Origin of the sequence: Streptomyces sp. NPDC050743, assembly GCF_044456925.1 — a bacterium.
In the GTDB taxonomy this organism is placed as follows: domain Bacteria; phylum Actinomycetota; class Actinomycetes; order Streptomycetales; family Streptomycetaceae; genus Streptomyces.
Genome location: NZ_JBITGJ010000011.1, coordinates 90,910 through 117,016, shown reverse-complemented (window position 1 = coordinate 117,016; position 26,107 = coordinate 90,910). Strand labels below are relative to the sequence as shown.

At 72.7% G+C, this 26,107-nt stretch carries 24 protein-coding genes; 14 read left to right on the top strand and 10 right to left on the bottom strand.

Translation table 11 applies throughout. The annotated features are described in order from the left end of the window. Positions 1-37 precede the first annotated feature (37 nt). The 3 genes from ACIBJF_RS14615 to ACIBJF_RS14605 are packed head-to-tail and all read left to right on the top strand — an operon-like array spanning position 38 to position 2,573. A complete protein-coding gene (locus tag ACIBJF_RS14615) occupies positions 38-1,462 on the top strand; it encodes a S8/S53 family peptidase (RefSeq protein WP_399174061.1) in 1,425 nt (474 codons plus the stop codon). Next, positions 1,459-2,097: an RNA polymerase sigma factor gene (locus ACIBJF_RS14610; RefSeq protein ID WP_399174060.1), complete on the top strand. Its 639-nt coding sequence runs from the start codon at positions 1,459-1,461 to the stop codon at positions 2,095-2,097. Before ACIBJF_RS14615 ends, ACIBJF_RS14610 begins: the two co-directional genes overlap by 4 nt. Further along, positions 2,094-2,573 (top strand): hypothetical protein, encoded by a 480-nt coding sequence (locus ACIBJF_RS14605; RefSeq protein WP_399174059.1) that lies wholly within the window; start codon positions 2,094-2,096, stop codon positions 2,571-2,573. Before ACIBJF_RS14610 ends, ACIBJF_RS14605 begins: the two co-directional genes overlap by 4 nt. A 6-nt stretch (positions 2,574-2,579) precedes the next feature. On the opposite strand, the gene ACIBJF_RS14600 is transcribed toward ACIBJF_RS14605, so the two are convergent. Both ACIBJF_RS14600 and ACIBJF_RS14595 read right to left on the bottom strand, forming a co-directional pair. After that, entirely contained in the window at positions 2,580-3,803 is a 1,224-nt protein-coding gene (locus tag ACIBJF_RS14600) for a cytochrome P450 (protein ID WP_399174058.1), read from the bottom strand. 115 nt (positions 3,804-3,918) lie between these two features. Then, a complete protein-coding gene (locus ACIBJF_RS14595; protein ID WP_399174057.1) occupies positions 3,919-4,698 on the bottom strand; it encodes an N-formylglutamate amidohydrolase in 780 nt (259 codons plus the stop codon). 82 nt (positions 4,699-4,780) lie between these two features. Between ACIBJF_RS14595 and ACIBJF_RS14590 the strand changes: the two genes are divergently transcribed. Continuing rightward, complete coding sequence (locus ACIBJF_RS14590) at positions 4,781-5,122, top strand: DUF5713 family protein (protein ID WP_399174056.1); 342 nt, start codon at positions 4,781-4,783, stop codon at positions 5,120-5,122. A 131-nt stretch (positions 5,123-5,253) separates the two neighbouring features. On the opposite strand, the gene ACIBJF_RS14585 is transcribed toward ACIBJF_RS14590, so the two are convergent. After that, the gene (locus ACIBJF_RS14585; RefSeq protein ID WP_399174055.1) at positions 5,254-7,473 is read right to left on the bottom strand and encodes an NADP-dependent isocitrate dehydrogenase; all 2,220 of its coding nucleotides are present in this window, start codon (positions 7,471-7,473) and stop codon (positions 5,254-5,256) included. A gap of 246 nt (positions 7,474-7,719) precedes the next feature. Here ACIBJF_RS14585 and ACIBJF_RS14580 point away from each other — a divergent pair, with 246 nt between their 5' ends. Continuing rightward, the gene (locus tag ACIBJF_RS14580) at positions 7,720-9,267 is read left to right on the top strand and encodes a M1 family metallopeptidase (protein WP_399174054.1); all 1,548 of its coding nucleotides are present in this window, start codon (positions 7,720-7,722) and stop codon (positions 9,265-9,267) included. Here ACIBJF_RS14580 and ACIBJF_RS14575 read toward each other — a convergent pair whose 3' ends face one another. From ACIBJF_RS14575 to ACIBJF_RS14565, 3 genes are read right to left on the bottom strand one after another with little or no spacing between them, the layout of a single operon-like run. Continuing rightward, positions 9,268-9,672, bottom strand: a complete 405-nt coding sequence (locus ACIBJF_RS14575; RefSeq protein ID WP_356317184.1) for a DUF4186 domain-containing protein — start codon at positions 9,670-9,672, stop codon at positions 9,268-9,270. A gap of 32 nt (positions 9,673-9,704) precedes the next feature. Beyond that, positions 9,705-10,016, bottom strand: coding sequence for an SHOCT domain-containing protein (locus tag ACIBJF_RS14570; protein ID WP_399174053.1), 312 nt, complete (start codon positions 10,014-10,016; stop codon positions 9,705-9,707). 50 nt (positions 10,017-10,066) lie between these two features. Continuing rightward, positions 10,067-10,525 carry a DUF6325 family protein gene (locus tag ACIBJF_RS14565; protein WP_399174052.1) on the bottom strand — a complete coding sequence of 153 codons (459 nt, stop codon included), beginning with the start codon at positions 10,523-10,525 and terminating at the stop codon, positions 10,067-10,069. Between the two features lie 218 nt (positions 10,526-10,743). On the opposite strand from ACIBJF_RS14565, the gene ACIBJF_RS14560 reads away from it, so the two are divergent. From ACIBJF_RS14560 to ACIBJF_RS14535, 6 genes are all read left to right on the top strand, one after another. Continuing rightward, on the top strand, positions 10,744-11,652 hold the full coding sequence (locus ACIBJF_RS14560) for a YhjD/YihY/BrkB family envelope integrity protein (protein ID WP_399174051.1): 909 nt from the start codon (positions 10,744-10,746) through the stop codon (positions 11,650-11,652). A 112-nt stretch (positions 11,653-11,764) separates the two neighbouring features. Further along, positions 11,765-13,249 carry a hypothetical protein gene (locus tag ACIBJF_RS14555; protein ID WP_399174050.1) on the top strand — a complete coding sequence of 495 codons (1,485 nt, stop codon included), beginning with the start codon at positions 11,765-11,767 and terminating at the stop codon, positions 13,247-13,249. A 221-nt stretch (positions 13,250-13,470) separates the two neighbouring features. Then, positions 13,471-16,083, top strand: a complete 2,613-nt coding sequence (locus tag ACIBJF_RS14550; protein ID WP_399174049.1) for a LuxR C-terminal-related transcriptional regulator — start codon at positions 13,471-13,473, stop codon at positions 16,081-16,083. Positions 16,084-16,181: 98 nt separating this feature from the next. Continuing rightward, complete coding sequence (locus ACIBJF_RS14545) at positions 16,182-17,810, top strand: MFS transporter (RefSeq protein WP_399174048.1); 1,629 nt, start codon at positions 16,182-16,184, stop codon at positions 17,808-17,810. A 16-nt stretch (positions 17,811-17,826) separates the two neighbouring features. After that, entirely contained in the window at positions 17,827-18,345 is a 519-nt protein-coding gene (locus tag ACIBJF_RS14540; RefSeq protein WP_399174047.1) for a hypothetical protein, read from the top strand. A 97-nt stretch (positions 18,346-18,442) separates the two neighbouring features. Further along, entirely contained in the window at positions 18,443-18,640 is a 198-nt protein-coding gene (locus ACIBJF_RS14535) for a hypothetical protein (protein WP_351808134.1), read from the top strand. A gap of 31 nt (positions 18,641-18,671) precedes the next feature. On the opposite strand, the gene ACIBJF_RS14530 is transcribed toward ACIBJF_RS14535, so the two are convergent. Next, positions 18,672-20,081 (bottom strand): DUF2252 domain-containing protein, encoded by a 1,410-nt coding sequence (locus ACIBJF_RS14530; protein ID WP_399174046.1) that lies wholly within the window; start codon positions 20,079-20,081, stop codon positions 18,672-18,674. A gap of 239 nt (positions 20,082-20,320) precedes the next feature. Between ACIBJF_RS14530 and ACIBJF_RS14525 the strand changes: the two genes are divergently transcribed. The 3 genes from ACIBJF_RS14525 to ACIBJF_RS14515 all read left to right on the top strand — a co-directional run bounded on the left by ACIBJF_RS14525 (position 20,321) and on the right by ACIBJF_RS14515 (position 22,022). Next, positions 20,321-20,968, top strand: a complete 648-nt coding sequence (locus ACIBJF_RS14525) for an HdeD family acid-resistance protein (protein WP_399174045.1) — start codon at positions 20,321-20,323, stop codon at positions 20,966-20,968. Between the two features lie 119 nt (positions 20,969-21,087). Next, positions 21,088-21,558: an SHOCT domain-containing protein gene (locus ACIBJF_RS14520; RefSeq protein WP_399174044.1), complete on the top strand. Its 471-nt coding sequence runs from the start codon at positions 21,088-21,090 to the stop codon at positions 21,556-21,558. A gap of 32 nt (positions 21,559-21,590) precedes the next feature. Continuing rightward, the gene (locus ACIBJF_RS14515) at positions 21,591-22,022 is read left to right on the top strand and encodes a hypothetical protein (protein WP_399174043.1); all 432 of its coding nucleotides are present in this window, start codon (positions 21,591-21,593) and stop codon (positions 22,020-22,022) included. Between the two features lie 77 nt (positions 22,023-22,099). Here the strand turns inward: ACIBJF_RS14515 and ACIBJF_RS14510 are convergent, their stop codons facing one another. From ACIBJF_RS14510 to ACIBJF_RS14500, 3 genes are all read right to left on the bottom strand, one after another. Next, positions 22,100-23,188, bottom strand: coding sequence for a mechanosensitive ion channel family protein (locus ACIBJF_RS14510; protein ID WP_399174042.1), 1,089 nt, complete (start codon positions 23,186-23,188; stop codon positions 22,100-22,102). Between the two features lie 182 nt (positions 23,189-23,370). Further along, positions 23,371-24,903 carry an amino acid permease gene (locus tag ACIBJF_RS14505; RefSeq protein ID WP_399174041.1) on the bottom strand — a complete coding sequence of 511 codons (1,533 nt, stop codon included), beginning with the start codon at positions 24,901-24,903 and terminating at the stop codon, positions 23,371-23,373. 44 nt (positions 24,904-24,947) lie between these two features. Further along, positions 24,948-25,934 carry a hypothetical protein gene (locus ACIBJF_RS14500; RefSeq protein WP_399174040.1) on the bottom strand — a complete coding sequence of 329 codons (987 nt, stop codon included), beginning with the start codon at positions 25,932-25,934 and terminating at the stop codon, positions 24,948-24,950. Positions 25,935-26,107 lie beyond the last annotated feature (173 nt).

The following is a 26,107-nucleotide window of genomic DNA, read 5'->3' as shown; positions in this document are numbered from 1 at the left end:
TCACTGTCGAACACCGTCGACAGGGGGAGGACAGGACATGGCACCACAGCGGTTCCACGAGCAGTTCGAGCACATCCAGCGCTCCATGCCGGACGTATCCCTGGCCATGGGGCCGGACGAGGACGCCCACTTCCTCTACGAGAAGGGCGTCGTGCTGGCCCGGGACGGCGAGGAGGCCCGGGTCGTCGAGGACACCGTGCGCGCCCACTTCACCGCGACCGAGGGTCTGGCCCCCGACCACGTCCGGCGCGACGGCCCGGAGACCAACCGCACCGGCGTCACCCGCATCCGGGTCGGCGACCCGGGCCACGGCGACGACACCGTCCCGCACGCGCTGCGCGCCCTGGGGCAGGCCGAGGACCGCCGGGGCCGCCGGCTGGTGAGCCGCAACCACGTGGTCCACATCGCGGTCAACGCCTGCCCCGGCGACGAGCCGGTGCCGGTCGCGCGCACCCAGCCGGCCAACCCTGCCGCCGCCGACGGCGGTTACGACGCGGACAGCGCCGTCGGCGTCCTCGTGATCGACACCGGCCTGGTCCACGACCACGGCTCCTACCCGCTGCTCGCCCACACCACGGGCGACGCCCAGACGGCCGAGACCGACGCCGACGGCGTGCTCCGCCAGTACGTCGGCCACGGCACCTTCATCGCCGGGATCCTCACGGCCGTCGCGCCCAACACCGAGGTGACCGTCCGCGGCACCCTGAACGACGCCGGGGCGATCCTGGAGTCCGAGTTCGGCGCCCGGCTCTTCGACGCGGTCGACCAGGGCGGCTGGCCGGACATCATCAGCCTGTCCGCCGGCACCCCGACGGAGAGCGGCGAGGGCCTGCTCGGCCTCGACGCGTTCATGCGCGAACTGCGCGAGCAGCGCACCCTGCTGGTGGCCGCCGCCGGCAACAACGCCAGTGACACGCCGTTCTGGCCCGCCGCCTACGCCGCCCTGCCCGAGTACGCGGACAGCGTGCTGTCGGTCGGCGCGCTGCGCGCGGACGGCGACGGCGAGGCCTGCTTCAGCAACCACGGCCCCTGGGTGCGCGTCTACGCCCCCGGCGAGCGCCTCACCAGCGCCCTCACCGGCTTCGACACACCCGTGCCGTACATCTACCAGCACTCCACCTACGACGCCTGCCGGTTCGGCTTCGGCTACCCGTGCACCTGTCAGGTCCTGCGCCACACCGGTGTGTTGAGCGAGGGCCGGGAGAGCACCGGGGCCAAGCCGGACCAGGTGATGTTCGACGGCCTCGCGCAGTGGAGCGGCACCTCCTTCGCCACCCCGGTCGCCGCCGGTCTCGTCGCCGCGCTGATGACGGCGCGGGGGGAGCGCGACCCGCGCGCCGCGCTCGCCCGGCTGCTCGCGGCGACCACGGACACCGCCGAGGTGCGCGGGGCGCACGTCCCGGCGCTCCGGCCGGCCACCTGGCGCCCGGTGCCGGTCGTGGCACCGGCCGTGTCCGCATGAGGTCCGGAACGCTCCGCTCCACGGCGTACGATGACGTGCCGTACATGAGGGGTGGAGCCGTGGACCGAACAGAGGTCGGCGCGCTCGTCCGGTCCGCCGTCGACGGGGACGCCGCGGCCTGGAAGGCGCTGGTGGAAGGGATGAGCCCGCTGGTGTGGTCGGTCGTGCGCGCACACCGGCTCTGCGACGCCGACGGGCACGAGGTCTACCAGACCGTGTGGTTCCGCTTCGCCCAGCACCTGGGCCGGATCCGCGAACCCGACAAGGCGGGGTCCTGGCTGGCCAGCACGGCCCGACACGAGTGCCTGAAGGTGCTCAAGAGCCTGACCCGGCTGACCCTGACGGACGATCCGCGGGTGCTGGACCGGGCCAGTGACGACCGGACCCCGGAGGAGTCGCTGATCGACTCGGAGGACGAGGCGGACCGGGCCGAGCGGGTCCGCCGCCTCTGGCAGGAGCTGGAGGGACTGGGGGAGCGCTGCCGGCAGCTGCTGCGCGTGCTGGTGGCCTCCCCGCCGCCCAGCTACGGTGAGATCTCGGCCGCGCTCGGTATCGCGGTCGGCAGCATCGGACCGCTGCGCCAGCGCTGTCTGCGCCGGCTGCGGGCCCGGATGGACGCACGGGGTGCGGCGTGAACGAGGACAACGAGTTCCCGGAAGCGGGCTCGGCGGACGACGAGTTCGCGGAGGCCCTGCTGGAGGAGGAGCTGCGCCAGGCGGCCGCCGTCCTCGACCCGGTCCCGGACGTCCTGCGCCAACTGGCCCTGGACGCCTATGCGTTGCACGACCTGGACGCGAGGATCGCCGAGCTGACCTTCGACTCGCTCGTGGACGCGCTGCCGGTCAGGGGTGTGCCGGACGCCCCGCGGATGCTGACGTTCAGCGCGGGCGAGGTCACCGTCGACGTCGAGGTCACCGAGGACGGGCTGATCGGCCAGGTGCTGCCGCCGCGGTCCGTGCGCATCGAGGTGCTCGGCGGCCCGCAGACCGCCCGCCCGGTCGCGGTCGACACCCTCGGCCGCTTCACCAGCGACACACCACCGGCCGGCCCGTTCGCCCTCAGGCTGCGGACCGGCGCGGAGGTGATCGTCACGGAGTGGCTGCGGGCCTGAACCGGGTCAGGCGGCCCAGGTCACGGGGAGCGTCCGCGGCCCGCGGATCATCGTCCTGTGCCGCCACCGCACCTCCTCGGCCGGCACCGCGAGCCGCAGCCTGGGCAGCCGGTCCAGCAGGGTGTCCACCAGCAGCTCGGTCTGCAGCCGGGCCAGCAGCGTGCCGGTGCAGAAGTGCGGGCCGTTGCCGAACGCCACGTGGGGGTTCGGATCGCGGTCCGGGTCGATGCGGTCCGGGTCCGGGAAGACGGCCGGGTCCCGGTTGGCGGCGAGGTAGGAGACGTAGACCGGCTCTCCCGCGGCGATCCGGTGCCCGGCGATCTCCACGTCCTCCAGCGCGATCCGGGCGAGCCCGACCGAGCTGCGGTGCGGGATCCACCTCAGCAGCTCGTCCAGCACCGGACCGCGCGCCTCGGGCCGCGCCCGCATCCGGTCCATCAACTCGGGCCGGGACAGCATCAGGTACAGCATCTGCCCGCAGTTGTGCGTGACGGCCTCGCCGCCGATCTGCAGCGGTCCGGCCAGCCCGACGGCCTCCTCCTCGCTGATCTCCCCGCGCGCCACGGCCCCGCCCAGCATCGAGTAGACGTCCTCGCCGGGGCTCTCGGCGCGGGCCCGGACGGTTGCGGTGATCCACCCGTACAGGCCCTCCTTGGCCCGGCCGGCCGCCTCGGCCCCGTTGGTGGAGATGATCTCCCGCGTCCAGGCGTGCACGCGCGCCCGGTCGGCGGCGGGCACGCCCATCACCTCGCTGACGACCGTGAGCGGGAACGGCTCCAGCACCCGCTCGACCAGATCGGCCGGCGGCCCGTCCCGCACGACACCGTCCATCAGCTCGTCCAGGATGGCCTGCGCGCGGGGCCGCAGCCGCTTCATGGCACTCACCGTGAAGGCGCCGGCGACCGGCTTGCGCAGCCGGTTGTGGTCGGGCTGGTCGGCCCAGGCGAGCGAGCCCGGGCGGGGCGCGAAGTTCGGCGCCATCCGGGTCACCTGACGACGCGTCACCTCGGCGCGGCTGAACCGCGGGTCGTTGGTGATCAGCTTCACGTCGTCGTAACGGGTCGCCAGCCACGCCCAGCCCTCGCCGAACGGCAACCGGATCCGGGTCAGCGGACCCTCCCGCATCAGGGCGGCGAGGCCCGGGTCGAAGTCCGTTCCGTCCAGGTCGGGTGTGGGCCAGTCCCGTACGGGTGGCGGGGCCTGGCCGGTGAGCGTGCTCTCCTCGGTCATGCGTCCCACCCTGGTACGGGCAGCGGCGGCTGTCCTGCGGGAGTGGTCCAGGCGGAGGAGGCGGGGCGTCTCGCGCACGCCGGACGCAGCACCGCACCCCTGGGGGACGCGGTGCTCAGACCGCGTCGACGAGCGCGGCCAACGCCGCGGCCAGGAGGCCGAAGCCGGGCCCGGCGGCCCCCGACGGCTCCGCCATGTAGGTGTCCCGCCGTATCTCCACCATCAGGGCGCTGACCCGGCCGTCGGCGCCGTAGAACTTAAGGGGTACGTACGTCCCGGCGAACGGGCTGTCCAGCCCGGTCCCCCCGCAGTCCGCGAACGCCTTGCGGGCCGCCTCGGTCAGCTCGGGCGGGGTGTGGAAGGAATCCGTGCCCAGGCACACCGGCGGACGCGGCCCGGTGCCGTGCAGCTCGTAGGGCAGCGGCTCGGCCGGATACGAGTGCACGTCGATCACCACGGCCCGCCCGGTGGCCGCCAGCCGGTCCGCCACGGCCTCGGTCATGGCCCGCGCGTACGGCCGGAAGTACCGTTCCAGCAGCGGTTCCGGATCGGTGTCCGCGGGCCGCAGCTCGGCCCGGTGCGTGGTCCGCGTGTACACGGCGCCCATGCCGACGGCCGTCATCTCCTCCCGCTCGTCCGGGAACCGCTCGGGATCCACGACCAGCCGGGACAGCCGGTTCACGAACCGCCACGGCGTCACGGCGGCCAGATGCGCGGCCCGCTCGGCGAGCTCGGCCGTGTGCGCGTCCGTGATGTGGTCCAACTCCCGCTCCAGCGCGGCGTCGTCCAGCACGATCCCGCGGCGCACGTCCTCGGGGATCGTCCGCGCCGAGTGCGGCACGTGCAGCAGCACGGGGGAGGCGGGGTCGCCGGGGAGGAGTTCGAAGAAGGACACAGGCGGCTCCGGGGGCGTTGTCAGTGGTCTGGTGCAGGATCAAGGTGTCACATCGACACCGAGCGAGGGGCGGGGCCGGAGCATGCCGATCAGCAATCCCCGGGCGGCGGGGCACGCCTTCCTGGACGGGCTGTACCGGGACGGGTACTTCCCGGACCACGTCGTGGACAAGGGCCGGGCGATCCTGCTCGCCCTGTGCGCGCGGATCGAGGCCGAGCGGCCCGCCGACCTGGCCGCGCTGTACCGGCTGACGCAGGCCGCCACCGAGGAGTTCAACGCACTGGAGGCGGAGTTCGAGGCGGCCGGCAGCGAGATCGAGACGGTGGCCCGCGAGGAGATAGGCGGCGACTTCCGGTTCGTCGCGCGGGCCTACGGCTTCGAGGACGCGGACGCGGAGGAGCTGATCGCCACCCGGGAGTGGTGACGGCCGGTCCGCTCCGCCGCACCGGGGCGGTGCCCGGACAGGCCTCCGCCCCGGCCGGTGTCGCTGCCGGCCGGGGCGGAGGGCCACTCACGAGGGCGGCTCAGGCGCCACAGGTACGGGCGCCGCGGGCACTAGCCCAGGGACGCCAGCGCCTCGTTCCAGGTGGCCGACGGGCGCATGACCGCGTCCGCCTTGGCCTTGTCGACCTGGTAGTAGCCGCCGATGTCGGCCGGCTTGCCCTGGACGGCGAGCAGCTCGTCCACGATCTTCTGCTCGTTCGCGGCGAGGGTCTCGGCGAGCGGCGCGAAGGCCTTGGCCAGGTCGGCGTCGTCGGTCTGCCGGGCCAGCTCCTGCGCCCAGTACAGGGACAGGTAGAAGTGGCTGCCGCGGTTGTCGATGCCGCCGACGCGACGGGTCGGGGACTTGTCCTCGTTGAGGAAGGTCGCCGTGGCGCGGTCGAGGGTGTCGGCGAGGACCTTGGCGCGGGCGTTGCCGGTGGCCGCCGCGTACTGCTCGAAGGAGGGCACGAGCGCGAAGAACTCACCGAGGGAGTCCCAGCGCAGGTAGTTCTCCTTGACCAGCTGCTGGACGTGCTTCGGCGCGGAGCCGCCGGCGCCCGTCTCGAACAGGCCGCCGCCCGCCATCAGCGGGACGACCGACAGCATCTTGGCGCTGGTGCCCAGCTCCAGGATGGGGAAGAGGTCGGTCAGGTAGTCGCGCAGCACGTTGCCGGTCACCGAGATGGTGTCCTCGCCGCGGCGGATGCGCTCCACCGACAGCTTGGTGGCCTCGACCGGAGAGAGGATCTTGATGTCCAGGCCCTCGGTGTCGTGCTCCCGCAGGTACTGCTTCACCTTGGCGATCAGCTGCGCGTCGTGGGCGCGGTTCTCGTCCAGCCAGAACACCGCCGGGTCGCCGGTGGCGCGGGCGCGTGTGACGGCCAGCTTGACCCAGTCGCGGATCGGGGCGTCCTTGGTCTGGCAGGCGCGGAAGATGTCGCCGGCCGAGACCGGCTGCTCGATGAGCACGGTGCCGGCCTGGTCGACCACCCGGACCGTACCCGCGACCGGGACCTCGAAGGTCTTGTCGTGGGAGCCGTACTCCTCGGCCTTCTGCGCCATCAGGCCCACGTTCGGGACCGAGCCCATGGTGGACGGGTCGTAGGCGCCGTTGGCCCGGCAGTCCTCGATGACGGCCTGGTAGACACCGGCGTAGGAGGAGTCCGGGATGACCGCGAGGGTGTCGGCCTCCTGGCCGTCCGGGCCCCACATGTGGCCGGAGGTGCGGATCATCGCCGGCATGGAGGCGTCGACGATGACGTCGGAGGGCACGTGCAGGTTGGTGATGCCCTTGTCGGAGTCGACCATGGCGAGGGCCGGGCCCTCGGCGATCTCGGCGTCGAAGGAGGCCTTGATCTCGGCGCCCTCGGGCAGGTTGTCCAGGCCCTTCAGGATGCCGCCGAGGCCGTCGTTCGGGGTGAGGCCGGCCGCCTTCAGGGTCTCGCCGTACTTGGCGAACGTCTTCGGGAAGAAGGCGCGCACCACGTGGCCGAAGATGATCGGGTCGGAGACCTTCATCATCGTGGCCTTCAGGTGCACGGAGAACAGGACGCCCTCCTGCTTGGCGCGGGCGACCTGCGCGGCGAGGAACTGCTCCAGCTCGGCGACGTGCATGACGGAGGCGTCGACGACCTCGTCCTTCAGCACCGGCACGGACTCGCGCAGCACGGTGGTGGTGCCGTCCTCGCCGACGAGCTCGATCCGCAGCGCGCCGTCCTCGGCGATGACGACGGACTTCTCGGTGGAGCGGAAGTCGTTCTCGCCCATGGTCGCCACATTGGTCCGGGACTCGGAGGTCCAGGCGCCCATGCGGTGCGGGTGGGTCTTGGCGTAGTTCTTCACCGAGGCCGGGGCGCGGCGGTCGGAGTTGCCCTCACGCAGCACCGGGTTGACGGCGGAACCCTTGACCTTGTCGTAGCGGGCGCGGATCTCGCGCTCCTCGTCGGTCTTCGGGTCGTCCGGGTAGTCCGGCAGCGCGTAGCCCTTGCCCTGCAGCTCGGCGACGGCGGCGCGCAGCTGCGGGATCGACGCCGAGATGTTCGGCAGCTTGACGATGTTGGCGGCGGGCGTCTTGGCCAGGTCACCCAGCTCGGCCAGAGCGTCCGGGATGCGCTGGTCCTCGTTCAGGTACTCCGGGAAGTGGGCGATGATGCGTCCGGCCAGCGAGATGTCCCGGGTGGTCACGGGCACACCGGCCTGCGAGGCGTACGCCTGGATCACCGGCAGGAACGAATGCGTCGCCAGGGCCGGGGCCTCGTCTGTGTAGGTGTAGATGATGGTCGAGTCAGTCACCGGGTGCTCCGCTCCACGTCTGCAACATTGCTCGACATCAAGATATCTCGTGATGGGGGCCGGCTCGACAGGGGTCCCGGCCGTCCCGGCCGGAAAACGTGCCGCGTCGGCGCAACCGGACCCCGCCTTTGATGGTCATGACAAATGATCACCCGCAGACCACGGTGATCATCACCCGCAGACCACGGGTGATCGTCACGACCGGCGGCCGGACCGACCACCCGGCCGCCCGAGCGAAGGCGGACCATGAGATATCGCAGCAGAGTGACGGCCCCGGCGGCCGCCCTCATCGGTACGGCCACGGCGCTGACCGTCGGCTCCCCCGCCCTGGCGGCCGGCACGGTCAGGCGCACGGGGGAACCGGGCCCCGAGACCCTCGGCGACCCTGTCTTCCCGGCCCTCGGCAACGACGGCTACCGCGTGTCGTCGTACCACCTCGACCTCGCCTACGACCCCACGACCCAGCGGGTGGAGTGCACCGCCACCCTGAAGATCCGCACGACCCGCGCACTGACCCGTTTCTCGCTCGACGCGCTCGGCCTGGACATACGCTCCGTGACGGTCTGCGACACGGCGGCCGTCTGGGAGGAGGGCCAGGAGAAACTGCGGATCACCCCCGCCCGGCCGCTCGCTGCGAACGCGGCGGCGACCGTCCGGGTCAGCTACCTCGCCGACCCGCGCGGCACCCTCTCCCACACGGCCTGGGTGCCCACCCCGGACGGCTTCGCGATCTGCCCGCAGCCGAACTCCGCGCACACCGTCTTCCCGTGCAACGACCACCCCTCGGACAAGGCGGACTTCACCTTCCGCATCACGGTCCCGAACGGGCTGCGCGGCGTCGCGAACGGCGTGCTCACCGGCACCGAGAGCCTGAGCGGCGGCCGCACGGCGTACTCGTACCGCTCCCTGTCGCCGATCGCCACGGAACTCGTCCAGATCACCGTCGGCGACTATGTGATCAAGGACCGGCAGGGGCCGCACGGCCTGCCCCTGCGCGACGTGGTCCCGTCGGCCCGCGCCGCCGCCCTGGAACCGGCCCTCGCGCTCACCCCCGGCCTCGTGACCTGGCTGGAGGACCGCCTCGGCGCCTTCCCGTTCGAGACGTACGGCCTGCTGCCGTGCAACTCCGACGCCCCCAACGCCTTCGACTTCACCGGCCTGGAGACGCAGACCCTCACCCTGTACAAGCCGAACTTCCTGCTCCAGGAGGAGAAGAAGATCGGCTCGCACATGATGCACGAGCTGGTCCACTCCTGGTTCGGCAACCTGGTCAGCCCCGCCACCTGGGCCGACCTGTGGCTGAACGAGGGACACGCCGACTTCTACGGGCTGCTCTACCGCTACGAGCGCGGCTGGACCGACTCCCTCGGGCTCACCACGATGGAGGCCCGGATGAAGAACACCTACGCCCGCGGCGACCAGTGGCGCCACGACTCCGGCCCGGTGGCCGCCCCGAACGCCACGAACCTCTTCGACAGCCAGCGCTATCTGGGCGGCGTCCTGGTCCTGTACGCCTTCCGCGAGCTGGTCGGCGAGGACGTCTTCCACGCCGTCGAACGCACCTTCCTGGACCGCTTCCGCAACTCCTCGGCGTCGACGGCCGACTACATCGCCGTCGCCTCGGAGGTCTCCGGCCAGGACCAGTCCGGCTTCCTGCGCGACTGGCTGTACGGCACGAAGACCCCGCGCATGCCGGGCCACCCCGACTGGACGGTGACCCCGGTCACCTCCTCGCTCATGGCCCCGCACAGCAGGCGCGGCGGTCACTGGCACGAGAACTCCGCGACGCTCTGATCAGCGGTGACGGGCGGGACCCGGACCGGTCCCGCCCGTCATCTCCCGCTCGATCCAGCGGCAGATCACGTCCACCACGTACACATGCTCGGCACGCGTCAGCTCACGCCCCTTGGGAATCCCGTGCCAGCGCTCCAGACAGCCCCGGCAGCAGGTCGCCGTCGCGTGCTGGGCGACGAAGACCGGGTGACCGCGGTACGGCGTCTGTTTGCCGTCCTTGTACGGCTCGGCCGGCGCGAGCCGCCTGGCGATCAGGTCGTAGGCATGCCACCGGATCGTCGCCGGGCCCTTCAGCTCGGCGGTGGCCCGGTCCCGGCCGCGCAGACGGAACCGGGCCCGGAACGGCTGGCGGGCGATCGCGTCCAGCTTCCGGTCCAGGGGACGCGGGTCGGGCGAGGTGGTCATGCCGTACCGAGCCTACGGCGTAGGGACGCGGCTCAGCCCAGGAGCAGGCGCTTCTGGCTCTCGAACTCCTCCTCCGTCAGCACTCCCTGGGCCTTCAGATCAGCCAGCTGCTTGAGCTGGTCGATCTTCGCGGTCATGTCGCCGGCGGCCGCGGCCGGCTGCGCGGCCGGAGCGGGCGGCGCCGCCTGCTGCGGCTGCGCGTACTGCTGTTCGTACTGTTGCTGCCGTTCGTAGTCCTGCTGAGCCCACCGGCCGGCCTGCCGCCGTGAGACCCGGTTGGACACGGCGGTGGCGGTACCGGCGACGACGGCCGTGCGGGCGACGCCGCGAAGCAGTCCGGGCATGTTCGGTCATCTCCCATGGATCGATGCGGCGGGATACGGGGCACTCCGGTTCAGGCGGCCGCGGAGCCGCCGGGCGGCACCGTCTCCTCCGTGGCGTCCAGCGCCGCCAGCAGCGCCTGCACCGGAATCCGGCCGCTCGCGACGAGCTGTGCGCCGCTGCGCCTGAGCGCGCCGGCCAGGGGAGCCGCCCACAGGTTCTCGTAGACCAGCACCGCGGCCGAGTTGCCCGGCTCCAGCGCGTGGGCCGCCTCCTCGAGGTCGCTCTGGTCGAGCACACGGGCCGACGCTCCCTCGAAGACCGTCAGATCGATCTCGCCGCCCAGGTCCTGCAACTCCAGTCCGACCACCGAGCCGTCGGTCTCCTTCCGCACGAAGGCGAGGTCGATGATCCGGACGATCCGGCGGTCGACGAGGTCGACCAGCAGCGGGAACGCCTCTCCCGTCATCCGGTTGCCGGGGAACTCGATGACCAGGTAGTCGACGGGCCCCATCTCTTCGACGCTTTCCATGACTTCTCCTCACGAGGCGCAGGGAAGCCCCTCCAGTCCACCACGCGGCGCGAGGGCCCGCATATGCAGCGGGCGGTGCACGGCGGGGCGGCGGCCCGCCGGCCGGGCCCCGGAATGCCGCGGGCCGCTCGGCCCGCGACCCTGGTTCCCAGCGAAGGGAGCGAAGGGAGCGATGTCATGCCGACCGTCGGGGTGCCGCCAGCGGGCGGGGGCCGGGTGTGCCCGCAGAGTCTCTCGCCGGGACGCTGATGGCGACGGCAGGGCGGGTCAAGAAGCTGACCGCCTGGGCGACATCGGTGCACCGGCGGGCGGAGAGCCGGTTCCCCGTGGTCACGCATCTCGTGGACCGCATGGTGTCCGTGAACATCTTCGACTCCGCCACGCGCCTCGCGGCGCAGTGCTTCCTGACGGCGGTCCCCCTGCTGTTCGTGTTCGCGGCGTGCGCTCCGGGGGCGGTGCGCCATCAGTTGATCGCCTCCGTGACAGCGGTCTTCGGTCTTACCGGCAAGTCGCGTGCCGAGCTGGAGCAGGCGCTCCAGCCCACGTCCGGCGACCTGAAGCAGACCACCGGCGTGGTGGGCGGACTGATGGTGCTGCTGTCGGCCACCGCCGTCAGCCGGGCGATGCAACGCCTGTGCAAGCGCGCCTGGGAGATCCCGCGCACCGGAACCCGGATCGCCCCCTGGCGGTGGCTGGCCTGGCTGGCCCTGTGGCTCGGCGTCCTGGTGCTCCAGGGCCCCTTGCGCGAGGGCTTCGGAGTCGGCGCCTGGCTCGGCATCCCGCTCACCTGGGTCAGCCAGGTGGGCCTGTGGTGGTGGACCCAGCACCTGCTGCTCGGCGGCCTGGTCGGCTGGAAGCCCCTGCTGCCGGGCGCCCTGATCACGGCGACCGTCCTGACCGTGCTGGCGATGACCGCGCGTCTGTACATGCCCCGGGCCCTCGACCGCGCCCTCGCGGACTACGGTTCCGTGGGGTCCGTGTTCGTGCTCCTGTCCTGGCTGATCGTGGTGTGCGTCGCCGCGGCCGTCGCCGTCAGCGCGGGCGCCGTACTGGCGCAGGAGCCCTTCCTCGCGGGCCGCCTCGGCAGCCCGCCGCCGCGGCGCGACCGGGCGGCGCGGGACTCCTGAGGCCTCGCGGTGGGGCGCGGTGTCGCCCGTACGGTCCACCTGGCGCGCGGAACGTCCACGGGGCTGACGCAATGGGGATGTTCAGGCACACCACCCCGTGGCCGGAGGTCCCGTGAACAAGCCGCCCGACTCGCAGCCACCGGAGCCGGACCCGCACCAGCCGGCGGACGCGCAGGGTCGGAACGGGGCCGCGCACCGGTCGGAGAGCGGCTCGGGACGGCCGGATCCGGGCTCGGACCGGGCGGGCGGGAAGGCGGACCGGCCGGGCCAGGACCCGCAGCGGCCCTACCCGGTGCCACCCGCGTCGGACCGTGAACAGCCGCCGGCGGGCCGCCCCGCCGGTTCCGCCGCGGGCCGGATCGCGCGCACCACCTCCTCGGCCGTGCTCATCGTGCTGACCTGCATCCTCGTGCCGGTCGCGCTGATGGCCACCTGGGTGCACGACATCGCGCTCGACACCGACCGCTATGTGTCCACGGTGGCGCCCCTGGCCACCGAACCCGCCGTCCAGGACGCGGCGGTGCACCGGATCACCGAGGCGGTGGGAGCCCACGTCGACGGCAAGCGGGTCGCCGGGGACATGGCCTCCTGGCTGCGGTCCCAGGGCCTGCCGCCGCTCGCCGCCGACGCGGTCAGCCGGCTCGGGCCGACGATCGACTCCGCCGTCGACACGGCCGTGACCAAGATCGCCACCCGTGTCGTCCACAGCGACGTCTTCGTGACGGTGTGGCGCAACGCGAACCGCGCCGCCCACAACGCCGTCGTGCACGCCCTGACCGGCAAGGGACGCGGTGCGTTCGGCGTCAGCGACGGCACCGTCACCCTGGATGTGGGTACGGCCGTCGACCGGGTGAAGAACGAGCTCGTCGACGCCGGCCTGAAACCCGCCGCCAGGATCCCGCAGGTGAACAAGCAACTGGTGCTGTTCCACTCCGACGAGCTCGCCAAGTTCCGCAAGGGCGCACGCCTCCTCGACGCCGTCGGGAACTGGTTCCCGGTGCTCGTCGTCCTCTTCGGCGCCACCGGGGTCTTCCTGGCCCGTCACCGGCGCCGGGCCCTGGCGCGCACCGCGCTGGGCGCCGCATTCGCCTGCCTGCTGGTGGCCATCGGCCTGGTCGTGGCGCGCGGCTACTACCTCGATCACCTGCCGCCCCAGGTGCAGTCGAGGGCGGCGGCGGAGGCCGTCTTCGACACCCTGCTGCGCTTTCTGCGGGTCAGCCTGCGTACGGTCATCGTCCTGGGCGTGGTCATCGCCCTGGGCGCCTATCTCATCGGTCCGGGACGGCTGCCCGTGGCCGTTCGTGGCTACTCCGACCACACGGCGGACTTGGCGGCGCGCTGGGCGGCCGGCCATCACATCAGCGCCGGGCGCGTCGGCGCGTACGCCCTGGCCTACCGCCGGGCCGTCACGCTCCTCGCCCTGCTGGTCATCGCGCTCGTCTTCGCGCTCTGGAACCATCCGACGGTGCTCACCGTCCTGTTGCTGGTCCTCGTCCTCCTCGGCGTCCTGGCGCTGCTCGCCCTGCTGGCGGCCGCGGGCAGGGTGCAGCTGGAGGCGGCGCGCGGCGCGCCGGGGCCGCCCGGGAAGGCCCGCTGACAGCGGCGTTCGCGGACGGCCGGCGACCGCGGCCGGCTCGGGGACCTTCGGGTGCCGTGCCGGGAAGCGTGGACGGGCCGGGCGGCGGCCGGGTGCGAACTGCGGGACGGCCGAAAGACTGGGATCCTGATCGAGTGGAGCCCGCTCCGCAAGCCGGCGGTGACCCTGTGACCACGCGGCAGAAGCAGACGAGGCGATCGGCCGTCACGCACGTCGATCCCATGGGAGAGCCGTTTCTGCAGACCCGGTTCGCCCTGCCCGCCACGCCGGCCACGTTCCTGCGCCGCCCGCGGCTCGCCGAACGCCTCGACCAGGCCTTCGAGACCCCCCTGACGATGGTCAACGGCTCGGCCGGCGCGGGCAAGACCCTGCTGGTCGCGGACTGGGCCGCGCGGCTCGGACAACCGGTCGCCTGGTTCACCAACGAGGCGGGGAACCAGGGCTGCGGAGTCTTCTGGGCCTATGTGCTCCAGGCGCTGCGGGCCGCCGGGGTGCCGCTCCCGGCCGACCTCGGCTGCCCCGGCGAGGCGCATCGCGTGGACCACAGGCTGCTGGCCCGTCTCGCCGACGAACTGAGCGGGCTGGAGCGGCCCGCCGTCCTCGTGCTGGACGAGTTCGACCGGGTGACCTCGGCACGGATCGCGGAACAGCTGGAGTTCGTCCTGCACCACTCCGGTCAGGGGCTGCGCCTGGTCCTCGTCACCCGCACCGAGCCGCTGCTGCCGCTGCACCGCTACCGGGCGGCCGGGGACATGACCGAGATCCGGGACGCCGAGCTGGCCTTCACCGACGACGAGGCCGCCGCGCTTTTGGACCTGCACGGGCTGCGGCTGCCCGCGGAGGCCACCCGTGCCCTGGTGGAGCGCACCGGAGGCTGGGCCGCCGGGCTGCGCCTGTGCGCCCTGGCCGCACGGCAGAGCCCGGACCCCGAGCGGTATCTGAAGGACTTCGAGGCGGGCCGGAGCCCGATCGCCGACTTCCTGCTGGCCGAGGTGCTGAAACGGCAGCCGGCCCGCGTCCAGGACCTCCTGCTGCGCGTCAGCGTCGTGGAAAGGTTCACCCCGGCACTGGTGGCGGAGCTGACCGGGCGCGGCGGCGCCGAGCAGGCCCTCGCCGCACTGCACGGCCAGAACGCCTTCGTGGAGGACCTCGGGCACTCCTGGTACCGCCTGCACCCGCTGTTCGGCGAGATCCTCCGGGTCCATCTCAGGGTCCGCTCGCCAGGACTCGAGACCGAGCTCCACCGGCGGGCCGCACAGTGGTTGCGCGGCTCCGGCGCCCTGCCCGAGGCGCTGGCGCACGGTGCCGCCGCCGGCGACTGGAACCTCACCGCCCAGGCCCTCGTCGACGACCTGGCGATCGGTCAGCTCTTCACCGGCCTGCGCGCGAGCGACCTCACCGAGCTGTTCTCCCGCATGGGGCCCGAGGGGACGAACGCGGCGGCGGACCTCGTGCGCGCCGCGCGCGAGCTGTCCGCCTCCGACGTGGAACGCGGCCTGGTCCATCTGCGCCGGGCCGAGGAGCGCCTCGCCGCGGACACCGACGCCGCGGGCCGGCTGAGCTGTGCGCTGCTGCAGTCCCTGGCGGCCCGGCTGACCGGCTCGCCCGGCATGGCCGAACAGGCCGTGGCGACGGCCGGGGAACTGCGCGCCGAGGTCTCCGCCCAGCTGCTGGAGAAGCACCCCGAGTTCACCGCCCTGCTGCTGACCCACCTGGGTTCGGCCCGGCTGTGGGCCGGGCGCTTCGACGACGCCCGCGCCGCCCTGTCGGAGGTGGCCGGATGCCCCAGCGGCGTCTCCACGGCGCTGCCCCGCGAGGACGCCCTCGCTCAGCTGGCGCTGATCGACTACCTGGGCGGCTGGCTGTGCCGGGCGGAGCGCAAGGCGCGGGCGGCCCTGCGCGAAGCGGAGCGGTACGGCCTCGGCCGCCCCCGGTCCTGCGGCTCGGGCCTCGGTCAGCTGGTGCTGGCGGCCGTGGCCGTCGATCGCGGCGAACCGGCCGAGGCCCAGGCCCTCTTGGACGAGGTTGCGGACTCCGGAGCCCCGGGCGATCCGGTGACGGCCGCCGGCCGGTCCCTCGTGACGGCACGGCTGCTGCTGTCGCGGGGTGAGCCACGGGCCGCCGCGGCGGCGGCCGACCTCGACGTACCGGCCCTGGTGGCCTCCCCCTGGGCACAGGCGCACACCGCGCTGGTCGCCTCCGCTGTCCAGCTGGCCGAGGGCCGCCCGGACAGCGCCCTGAAGGTGCTCGACGACGTCTCCTGCGACGGTGAGCCCGCGTGCGCGGCGGAGCTGGCCTGGGCCCGGTTCGCCGCGGGCGACCACGAAGCGGCCATCGACCTGCTCGACCACATGCGGACGCAGGGCCGCCCCGGACCGCGAGCGACCGTGCGGGCCGCGCTGGTGCGGGCCGAGGCCGCCCAGGAGTCCGATGCCGCCACCGCGCGCACACTGCTCGCCCGTGCCCTGCGGGAGGCCCGGCGCGAGCGGCTGCGACGCCCCTTCCTCGAAGCCGGACCGCGGATCCGGTACCTGCTGGACACACCGCCGCTGCAGGGCCTGGCCGCCGGCTGGCTCACCCCGTGCGGCCCGGCCTCGCCCGGCGGTCCAGGGGCGGCCGCGGACCCCTCGTCCCCGGTCGTGGAGGAGCTGAGCGGACGCGAACGCGAGGTCGTGGGCAGGCTGGCCGACCTGATGTCCACGGAGGAGATCGCCGCCGACCTGTACGTCTCGGTCAACACGGTGAAGACCCACCTCAAGAGCGCCTACCGGAAACTCGGTGTGAACGGGCGCGCCGAGGCGGTGCGCCGGGCCCGCGAGCACGGGCTGATCTGACCCGGGGCCGGGCGTCTCGCCCGTGAAGGGTGAGGCGCGCGGCGGCACCGCCCGCTCCCCTGAGAGTGGCGGGAGTACGCGGTGAGGTGGTGGACGGCATGGGACACTGGCGCACTTTGATGGTGCTCGGAACGGCCCAGTTCCTGATGGTCCTGGACACGTCCGTCATGAACGTCTCCATCAGCCAACTGGTCGAGGACTTCCACACCGAGGTCACCGCCATCCAGGCCGTGATCACGCTGTACGCGCTGGTCATGGCCGCGTTCATGATCATCGGAGGCAGGCTCGGCGACATCCACGGCCGCCGCAGGCTGTTCCTGCTCGGCCTGATCGTCTACGGCATCGGGTCGGCGCTCACCGCCGTGGCGCCCACCCTGTGGGTGCTCGCGCTCGGCTGGTCGGTGATCGAGGGACTCGGCGCCGCGATGGTGCTGCCCGCGATGGCGGCCCTGGTCGCCGAGGCCTACCGCGGCAAGGACCGGGCCGTCGCCTACGGCGTGATCGGCGGCCTCGCGGGTGCCGGCATCGCGGTCGGCCCGCTGCTGGGCGGCTGGGTGACGACGTATCTGACCTGGCGGCTCGTCTTCGCGGGCGAGGTCGTGGTCGTCCTCGTCGTCCTGCTGTGCCACCGGGTGGTCAAGGAGGCCGCGCGGACCGGACCGCCGCACCGGCTGGACGTGGTCGGCGCGGTGCTCTCGGCGGGCGGACTGGGCCTGGGCGTGCTCGGCGTGCTGCAGAGCAGCACCTGGGGCTGGGTGCACCCGCGCAACCCGCCCTTCACCGTGCTGGGCTTCGCGCCCACCCTCTTCGTCATCGCCGCCGGGGTGGCCGTGCTGGCCCTGTTCGTGCGCTGGGACCGCAGGCGGGAGGCCGCGGGCGCCGACCCCCTGGTGCACCTGTCCCTGTTCGGCCGGCCGCCCCTGCGCTCCGGCCTGCTCACCCTGCTGAGCCAGAACCTGATCCTGCTCGGACTGTTCTTCACCATCCCGCTGTACCTGCAGGTGGTGCAGGGATTCGACGCCTTCCAGACGGGGCTGCGGCTGCTGCCGGTGTCCATCACGATGCTCGTCACCTCCCTCGGTGCCGCCCGGCTCGGCCGCACCATGGGACCGCGCCGGGTCGTCCGGCTGGGCCTGCTGACCCTGGCCGCGGCCATCGTCTGGCTGCTCGCCACCATCGAACCGGACATCGACAACGCACAGTTCGCCGGCGCCATGGCGGTGCTCGGCATCGGCATGGGGCTGCTCGCCTCCCAGCTGGGCAACGTCGTCCAGTCGAGTGCCGGTGAGGCGGAACGCAGCGAGGTGGGCGGCCTGCAGTTCACGGCGCAGAACCTGGGTTCGGCGCTGGGTACCGCGCTCATCGGGTCCATACTCATCGGCGCGCTGGCGCACGCGTTCACCGCCGGCGTGGAGAGCCATCCGCAGTTGTCGGCCGAGACCCGGCAGCAGACCGGCGTCCGCCTGGAGGCCGGGATCAGCTTCGTGCCCACCGACCAGGTGCGCTCGGCCGCCCAGCGCGCCGGACTGCCCCCGTCCGAGGTCGACGCCCTCACCTCCGCGTACGCCTCGGCCCAGCTCGACGGTCTGCGGGCGGCGATCCTCGCCACCGGGGGTATCACCCTCGCGAGCCTCCTCGTCACCCCGCACCTGCCGACCGGGCCGGCCCGGCGGCCGCAGCCGGCGAAGGGCGGCGCGCCGGCCCGGGTGACCGGCGCCACGGAGTGAGCGCGAGAGTACGGCGATGTCCCCCACCGGCCGCACCGAGGCACGGGAACGCCGTGCCGAGCGCCGCGCCCACGCCGACTACACGGGTGCCGTGTACGGATCGATGCTCGCCACGTCGGTGGTGATCGGCGCCGGCGCGCTGGGGAAGTTCCCCCGCGTGGAGCTGGTCGTCCTGCTGCTGCTCACCGGTCTCGTCTTCTGGGTGGGGCACGTCCACGCCCAGCTGTTCGGCGCCCGTCTGGCACAACAGGCACTGGACCGGCCGACGGTCCTGCGGGTGTGCCGCGAGGAGTGGCCGATCGTCAAGGCGGCCGTCCCGCCCGCCCTCGCCGTCGCCGTGAGCCCGCTGCTCGGCCTGGGCGTCGACGGCGCGGTCTGGCTGGCGGTCGCCGTCGCCGTGACCGGCCAGGTCGGCTGGTCCGCGGCCGGCGCACGGCAGGCGGGCGCGTCCTGGCGCCTGGTGGCGGGCACCGCCGCGGTCAATCTGCTGCTCGGCCTGGCGATCACCATGTTCAAGATCACCCTGACGCACTGAGGCCCGGGCCCGGATCACCTGTGCCGGGTGAGGCCCGGTGCGGCCGGGCGGAGCAGGATCGCAGGCAAGACCGCAGCTCGCGGCGGGAGAACGGCCCATGCTCTACGAGATCCGCGTCGACGGACAGATGTCGGAGACCCTCACCGAGGCCTTTCCGGAACTGGATCACGTGATGATGTCCGGTCAGACGGTGCTGTTCGGTCCCGTCATCGACGAGGCGCACCTCTACGGGCTGCTGAACCGCTGCCAGTCGCTGGGACTGCGGGTCGTGGAGATGCGCCAGCTGCCGGAGTGACCGGCACCCGCCGTCCGCGGGACGGCCGTGCTCACAGGTCGGCCGCCGTGATCCGGCCCGAGCGGACCGCCTCGCGCAGTGCCTCGAAGTCCCGCTCGGTGCGGTCCGCGTAGCCTTGCGCGAACCCGGTCAGCGCGCGGTCGAAGCGGTCCCCGGCCCCGAGGTAGGCGGCGATGGCGACGGGATCACCGGAGCGCGCATGGGCCCGGGCCAGGGCGGCCCCGCACACCTGGCCGGACAGGTTCAGCAGGTCCGGGTCCCAGCTCTCCGGCCGGAGGCTGCCCTTCCAGTCCCACAGCTGCCGTACGTAGAAGTCCCGGTCGCGCCCGTCGAGGCCCACGACGTGCGTCCAGCCCAGGAAGATGTCACTGGACGCCTGAAGGAGCCGCTGCCCCGCCACCACCCGGCGGCCCTGGTTGTCGTACCGCTCGCCGCCCGTGTGCGGCGCGAGCACCGACTCCTGTGCCTCCTTGGCCTGCAACAGCAGCGGATCGTAGTCGTCCCGGCCGAGCAGCAGCAGGATCCAGCACCGGGTGCCGACGCTGCCGACCCCGACCACCTTCCGCGCCATGTCCACCAGCCGGTAGTGCCGCAGCAGGTGCCGCCGGTCCGCGGGCAGGGTGCGCGCGTACGACTCCAGCAGCGCCTGGAGTTGCTTGTCCTCCTCGTCGGGGGAGGTCTCGCCCCGCAGCCCCCGCAGGGGGGTGAGCAGCGGCGGGTCCGCGGCGATCCGGCGGCCCTCGGGCGTGAGCCGGGTGAGCTTGGCGAAGGCCCGCAGATGCGTCCGGGAACGGGCGCGGTCGGCCGCCTCGGCCGTACGGCGCCTGCCCTCCTCGTCCATCGAGGCCGCCAGCAGCCCGCGCATCCGGTCGGCGTCGTCCCGGGCGTACCAGATCTCCAGGGTGCGCATGCCGGCGAACTCCCGCATGCGTTCCCGGTAGGCCCGCACGCAGGTGCGCACCGCGTCGTCCTGCTCCTTCTCCGTGAAGCCGTTGTCGCGCCCCGCGACGGCGAGACTGGCCGCCAGCCGCTTGACGTCCCATTCGAAGGGACCCGGGAACGTCTCGTCGAAGTCGTTGATGTCGAACACCAGATGCCGTTCCGGGGAGGCCAGCAGCCCGAAGTTCAGCAGATGGGCGTCCCCGCACAGCTGGACCCGCAGCCCGGTCCCGGGCAGCGCGCCCAGGTCCGCCGCCATGACCGCCGCCGCGCCGCGGTAGAAGCGGAAGGGGGATTCGAGCATGCGGCCGTAGCGGATCGGCACCAACTCCGGCACCCGGGTGGCCGACTGCTGTTCCAGTACGTCGACCACGTCCGGCCGGTCCGGCGCGGCCTCGAACACGCCGTGGCCCGAGCGCGGGGCGTGCCGCCGCGCCCTCCTGCCGTGGGCCGCCCGGTCGGCCGGCGACAAAGCGACGGTGACGGCATTCGGTGCGGTCATGATCCACCCTCCTGGTCCTGCGGCCTGCCTCTCGCCGCCGGTCCCGCCTCGCGCGGGGACCGGGGAACACGGGCCGTGGGCCCGCCGCTCCAGCCCACCGCCCGGTCCGGGCGGGGGGATCACCCGCGGCGGGTGATCCGCAGGGGCGGCCGCCCCGGGAATGCTGTCCGCTCCAGGGCCGCGGGCCGCCCCGCCGGCGGTGCGTGCGCGGCCGGTGCCGGAGGGGGCGAGGAGGAGCCATGAGCGAACCGCGTGGACAGCGACCGCGGGCCGGGCTGTCGTATCCGCCCGGCGCGGCGGGCACCGGCCCCGTACAGGCCATGACGGCGATCGCCCGCTCCTGGACCTGGATCCTGGCGTCGGCGATCGTGACGCTCGTACCGGGCGTGCTGATCCTCGTCTGGCCGGACGAGACGCTGCACGTCCTCGCCGTCGTCCTCGGCCTGTACCTGCTGCTCGGCGGCGCGATCCGGTTCGTGACGGCGTTCGCGCGGGAGGACCACTCCGACCGGCTGCCCGGCCTGCTGGTCGCCGTGCTGTACGTCCTGGCCGGCGTGCTCTGCCTGCGCCATCCGCTGCAGACCATCACCGCGCTGGCGCTGGTCGTCGGGCTCGTGTGGCTGGTGTCCGGCGTGCTCACCCTCTACACGGCGATCGCCGCCAAGGACCTGCCGCATCGGGGTGTCGTCCTGGGTGCCGCGCTGCTCGGCATCGTGGCCGGGATCGCGGTGCTGGCGCTGCCCGCCGAGTCGGCGCGGGCCCTGACCCGGCTGCTCGGGCTGTGGCTCGTGCTGCTGGGCCTGGTCGAGCTGGCGGTCGCCTTCACATGGCGGGCCGCGCTGCGCAGGAGCGGGGAAGTGCCGGGCGCACCCGGCCCCACGGACTGAACCGGGCGCACGATCACCCGCCTCGGGTGAGGACGTGCCGCTTTGACCGTGTGCATGGTGAGAACGGCAGAGACCGGCTCGGCGAATCCGCGAGCCGGTGCCCTGGATGGAGGAAAGACATGAGCGCGCAGAACTACCTCGCGTACGACTATCCGGTCCTCGGTGTCTTCTGGTCCATGCTGGTGTTCTTCCTGTGGATCATGTGGTTCGTCCTGCTGTTCCGGGTCATCGTCGACATCTTCCGCGACGACGACATGGGCGGCTGGGGCAAGGCCGGCTGGACGATCTTCTGTGTCGTGCTGCCGTTCCTGGGTGTCTTCGTCTACCTGATCGCCCGCGGCAAGGGCATGGGACAGCGGGAGGTGGCGCAGGCGCGCGCCCAGCAGGAGGCCTTCGACTCCTACGTCCGGCAGACCGCGCAGGGCGCGACCGGCACCAGCAGCGCCGACGAACTCGCCAAGCTCTCCGCCATGCGCTCGCGCGGTGACATCACCGACGACGAGTTCCGCAGGGCCAAGGAGCTTGTCCTCAGCGACGCCGGCCCGGCCCGGCGCGGCGACGCATCCGTACCCACCTCCACAGGGCGCTGAGGCGCGCCCACGAGAACGAATCGAGGCCTCCTATGACCACGACCCCCTCCACCCGCGCCCATACCCGCAGCACCAGGCAGGCGTGGGCGGGCGGCCTCACGTCCTTCGCGGGCGTCATGCTGCTGCTCGCCGGGCTACTCGGTTTGTTCCGGGGCATCATGGCGATCGCCCAGGACAACGTCTTCGTGACGACGCCGAACTACGTCTTCAAGTTCGACCTCACCACCTGGGGCTGGATCCATCTGGTCCTGGGCGCGATCGCCGTGATCGTCAGCTTCGGCCTCTTCACCCCGTCGATGTGGGCACGCGTCGCCGGCGTGGCCATCGCGGGGCTGGTGATCATCGCCAACTTCCTGTCCCTGCCGTACTACCCGGTGTGGTCCGTCGTGATGATCGCGCTGTCCGGGTTCATCATCTGGGCCCTGTGCGTGGTCCAGGGCAGGGAGTCCGCCGAGACCCTGTAGCAGGCTCCTGACCCGCACGACCGGCATCGCATGGTCAGCGTCACCGGGTCGTGCGGGCCGGCCTGTGCGGACGCGGCCTAGTCGCCCCGGGCGGGCGGCGCCAGTTCCTCCCCGCTGCGCTGCTGCGGGATCACGACCGCGCCCTGCTGCAGTGCCACCGTCCGGGTGGGCGCCGGGATGCTGATGCCCTCCGCGCGGTAGCGGCGGTGGAGGCGCTTGATGAACTCGTGCTTGATGCGGTACTGGTCGCTGAACTCGCCGACGCCGAGGATCACCGTGAAGCCGATGCGGGAGTCGCCGAAGGTGTGGAAGCGGATGGCGGGTTCGTGGTCCGGTACGGCGCCCTTGACCTCGCTCATGGTCTCGGCGACGACCTCCGCCGTGACCCGCTCCACGTGCTCCAGGTCCGAGTCGTAGCCGACGCCGACCTGCACCAGCACCGTCAACCGCTGCTCGGGATGCGTGTAGTTGGTCATGTTGGCCTTGGCGAGCTGGCCGTTGGGGATGACCACCAGGTTGTTGGAGAGCTGGCGGACCGTCGTCTGACGCCAGTTGATGTCGACGACATAGCCCTCCTCGCCGCTGCCGAGCCGGATGTAGTCGCCCGGCTGGACCGTCTTGGACGCCAGGATGTGGATGCCGGCGAAGAGGTTGGCGAGGGTGTCCTGCAGGGCCAGGGCGACCGCCAGACCGCCGACGCCCAGGGCGGTCAGCAGGGGCGCGATGGAGATGCCGAGGGTCTGCAGGACCACCAGGAAGCCGATGGCGAGGACCAGGACCCGGGTGATGTTGACGAAGATGGTCGCCGAGCCCGCCACCCCCGAACGGGACTGGGTGACCGTGCGGACCAGACCCGCGATCACCCGGGCCGCGGACAGCGTCACCACGAAGATCAGCCACACCTCCAGGAGCTGGTCGGTGTGGTGCTGCACGGTTCGCGTCAGCGGCAGCACGACCGCGGCCGCCGCCGCGCCGCCCGCGATCGCCGCCCACGGCACGACCGAGCGCAGCGCGTCCACGATGACGTCGTCGCCGCTCCAGCGGGTGCGCTTGGCGTGCTTGGCGAGCCAGCGCAGCAGGGTGCGGGACAAGAAGGCGAGCACCAGGCCCGCCGCCACCGCGATTCCGGCGAGGACGAGGTCGTCCAGGGTCAGCGCGCGGTTCACCGGTCACCTCCGGGGCGCGCGTCGGCTGCGGGGTTGTGAAGTCTCGTCACGTTGTCACCTGCTCGATGTGCGGGATGTGCGATCGCGCCGGCCGGCGGGACCCCGTCGACCGGCGCGATCGTTCATCCTGCCGTATCCGGAACGCCAGTTCGCACCCGGACCGGTGTCTTCGCGCGGGTGGCTCAGACGATGCCCTCCGCGAGCTCGGCCTGGTCGCGGTCGCTGCCGTACGCGGCGGCGGTGGGCGTGCCGTACGAACGGCGGGCGACGTACCACCAGACGGTCGCGAGGACCAGGACGACGGCGAGCGCCACCGACGCGTAGTTCATCGTGTCGACGGTGACCGGCGAGGCCTGCGGCAGGCAGAACAGCACGGTCACACAGGCCACCCAGACCACCGCGATCCAGCCGACCGGCCGGCTCCAGCGGCCCAGATGCCACGGACCGGGCTGGAAACGGTCGCCCGCGCGCAGCCGCAGCAGCACGGGGATGGCGTAGGCGGGGGTGATGCCGATGACGTTGATGGCGGTCACCGCGTTGTAGGCGGTCGTCGAGTACAGCGACGGCAGGGCGAGGACGCCGGCCACGACGACGGACAGCCAGACGGCGGCGACCGGGGTCTGGGTGCGGCCGCTCACCTTGCGCCACAGCTGCGAACCGGGCAGCGCGCCGTCGCGGCTGAACGCGAACACCATCCGGCTGGCCGCCGCGACCTCCGCGTTGCCGCAGAACAGCTGGGCGACGATCACCACCAGCAGCAGCGCGCCGGCGCCGCCGGTGCCCAGGCCGTCGAGCAGGATCTGCGCGGGCGGCACACCGGTGTCGGTGGTGCGCGTGGCGTCGTAGTCCTGGATGGCGAAGGTCAGGCCGGCGAGCAGCACGAAGCCCGCGATCCAGGACACCCAGATGGACCGTACGATGCCGCGCGCCGCCGACACCGAGGCCTGCGAGGTCTCCTCCGACAGGTGCGCGGAGGCGTCGTAGCCGGAGAAGGTGTACTGCGCGAGCAGCAGGCCGATCGCCGCCACGTAGAGCGGGTTGTGCCAGCCCGTCTCGTTGACGAACTTGGTGAACACGAAGGACGCCGACTGGTGGTGGTCGGGGACGATCGCGAGCGCGCCCACGATGAGCGCGACACCGGCCAGGTGCCACCACACGCTCACAGAGTTGAGCAGGCTGACCAGGCGGACGCCGAACAGGTTCAGCACCGCGTGCAGCAGCAGGATGGCGCAGAAGATCAGCATGGTCTTGCCGGGCGTCGGCGTGAAGCCCCACTGCAGGTTGGCGAACGCGCCGGTGAACAGGGCGGCGCCGTAGTCGATGCCGGCGATCGCACCGAGCAGACCGAGCAGATTCAGCCAGCCCGTGTACCAGCCCCAGCGTCGGCCGCCGAGCCGGTCCGCCATGTAGTACAGGGCACCCGAGGTCGGGTAGGCGCTGGTGACCTCGGCGAGCGCCAGGCCGACGCACAGCACGAACAGGCCGACGCCCGCCCAGCCCCACAGCATCACGGCGGGGCCGCCGGTGTTCAGGCCGAAGCCGTACAGGGTCATGCAGCCGGACAGGATCGAGATCACCGAGAAGCTGATCGCGAAGTTGCCGAAACCGCCCATGCGACGGGCCAGTACCGGCCGGTAGCCGAGTTCGCGCAGCCGCTTCTCCTCGTCCTGTTGGGGCAGGCCCGGCGAGGGCGCGGGCTCGGGGGTGGGGGACATGCGGGGGACCTCCGGGTCAAGAGCGTCGGGGAGAGGGGGGCCGTTCAGGTGCGGGAGCCGTCCGCGGCCGCCCGGCAGCGGTCCCGGGCCTGGACGAAGACCTCCACGGCACGGTCGCGGTCGGGCGTGCGGTACATCCAGGGCGGAGGCGTGAAATACGGTCCGATGGCGTCGAACACCCTTGCCGCGTCGGGGAATCGGAGCGCTCCCCACAGGGCGTGGGCCAGGTGGTTGAGGTCCGGCAGCGAGCGTTCGTCGCGCTCGGTCCGCTCGAACCAGGAGTGCAGGGCGCGCCGCGCCTCCCGGGCCGCGTCCTCCGCCACCCAGTGCAGATCGAGCGCCGCGTCGTGCCCGCTGTCGCGCCGGTAGCGCTCGACGCGGACGTACAGCGGCAGCAGGTGCAGCGCCGAGCCCGGCGGGGCCTGCCCGGCGGCCCACTGGGCGTATGCGGCGGCCTCCGCGATCCTCCCGGAGCCGCCGCGCGCGTACAGGAACTGGAGCATCCGGTGGTGGGCCTCGCGGTTGTACGGGTCGCGCCGGCCGGCCTCGGCCAGCAGCCCCCAGGGGCCCGGCGGCAGCATTGGCTCGGGCGCGGGCACCCGGTGCTCCTCCCAGCGCTGCTCCGGATCCAGCTGGGCCAGCGCCAGCAGACACACCCAGGGCACCGGATCCTTCGGGGCGATCCCGGTGGCGGACTGGGCGGCGTCCCAGGCCTCGATCCACAACTCATGCGTACGACGGTGCCGTTCCCGCTGGGCGCGCAGTGCCCGCTCCACCCCCACCCGCGCCTGCATCACCGCGGCGTGGACGCTGCCCGGCTCCTCCGCGAGCCAGGCACGCACCACGTCGGTGCCGGCGGCGGCCGTCGCGAGAACCTGGGTGCGCTGCGTCCACTGCCGGCCGGGCGGGGTGTCCGCGAGCAGCGTGCGCATGGCCATCCAGCGGCCGGTGCGCAGGTCCTGGAGGGCGCCGCGCAGGGCGTGGTCGGGGCCGGCGGGGTCGTAGGAGGGACGGGGTCCTTCTCTGGCCATCAGCCGTCTGCCCCGGGCCACTGGCGCGCGGGCGAACTGGCGGGGTGGCGTGACAACAGCCCTCCTGTGGGCGGCGATCGAGGGGTGGGGTGCTGGTCGGCGGTCACTATAGAGGCGTGGGTTCCGCCTTGCCATTGTTGGCAACTCAACCACTTATTCAGCCCAGTTGGAAA

Excerpts from the sequence above, each read along its gene's own strand:
- ACIBJF_RS14615 (WP_399174061.1), top strand. The coding sequence starts at position 38 with ATGGCACCACAGCGGTTCCACGAGCAGTTCGAGCACATCCAGCGCTCC.
- ACIBJF_RS14610 (WP_399174060.1), top strand. The coding sequence starts at position 1,459 with ATGAGGTCCGGAACGCTCCGCTCCACGGCGTACGATGACGTGCCGTAC.
- ACIBJF_RS14600 (WP_399174058.1), bottom strand. The coding sequence starts at position 3,803 with ATGACCGAGGAGAGCACGCTCACCGGCCAGGCCCCGCCACCCGTACGG.
- ACIBJF_RS14590 (WP_399174056.1), top strand. The coding sequence starts at position 4,781 with ATGCCGATCAGCAATCCCCGGGCGGCGGGGCACGCCTTCCTGGACGGG.
- ACIBJF_RS14580 (WP_399174054.1), top strand. The coding sequence starts at position 7,720 with ATGAGATATCGCAGCAGAGTGACGGCCCCGGCGGCCGCCCTCATCGGT.
- ACIBJF_RS14575 (WP_356317184.1), bottom strand. The coding sequence starts at position 9,672 with ATGACCACCTCGCCCGACCCGCGTCCCCTGGACCGGAAGCTGGACGCG.
- ACIBJF_RS14570 (WP_399174053.1), bottom strand. The coding sequence starts at position 10,016 with ATGCCCGGACTGCTTCGCGGCGTCGCCCGCACGGCCGTCGTCGCCGGT.
- ACIBJF_RS14565 (WP_399174052.1), bottom strand. The coding sequence starts at position 10,525 with ATGGAAAGCGTCGAAGAGATGGGGCCCGTCGACTACCTGGTCATCGAG.
- ACIBJF_RS14550 (WP_399174049.1), top strand. The coding sequence starts at position 13,471 with ATGGGAGAGCCGTTTCTGCAGACCCGGTTCGCCCTGCCCGCCACGCCG.
- ACIBJF_RS14545 (WP_399174048.1), top strand. The coding sequence starts at position 16,182 with ATGGGACACTGGCGCACTTTGATGGTGCTCGGAACGGCCCAGTTCCTG.
- ACIBJF_RS14540 (WP_399174047.1), top strand. The coding sequence starts at position 17,827 with ATGTCCCCCACCGGCCGCACCGAGGCACGGGAACGCCGTGCCGAGCGC.
- ACIBJF_RS14535 (WP_351808134.1), top strand. The coding sequence starts at position 18,443 with ATGCTCTACGAGATCCGCGTCGACGGACAGATGTCGGAGACCCTCACC.
- ACIBJF_RS14530 (WP_399174046.1), bottom strand. The coding sequence starts at position 20,081 with ATGACCGCACCGAATGCCGTCACCGTCGCTTTGTCGCCGGCCGACCGG.
- ACIBJF_RS14525 (WP_399174045.1), top strand. The coding sequence starts at position 20,321 with ATGAGCGAACCGCGTGGACAGCGACCGCGGGCCGGGCTGTCGTATCCG.
- ACIBJF_RS14520 (WP_399174044.1), top strand. The coding sequence starts at position 21,088 with ATGAGCGCGCAGAACTACCTCGCGTACGACTATCCGGTCCTCGGTGTC.
- ACIBJF_RS14515 (WP_399174043.1), top strand. The coding sequence starts at position 21,591 with ATGACCACGACCCCCTCCACCCGCGCCCATACCCGCAGCACCAGGCAG.
- ACIBJF_RS14505 (WP_399174041.1), bottom strand. The coding sequence starts at position 24,903 with ATGTCCCCCACCCCCGAGCCCGCGCCCTCGCCGGGCCTGCCCCAACAG.
- ACIBJF_RS14500 (WP_399174040.1), bottom strand. The coding sequence starts at position 25,934 with ATGGCCAGAGAAGGACCCCGTCCCTCCTACGACCCCGCCGGCCCCGAC.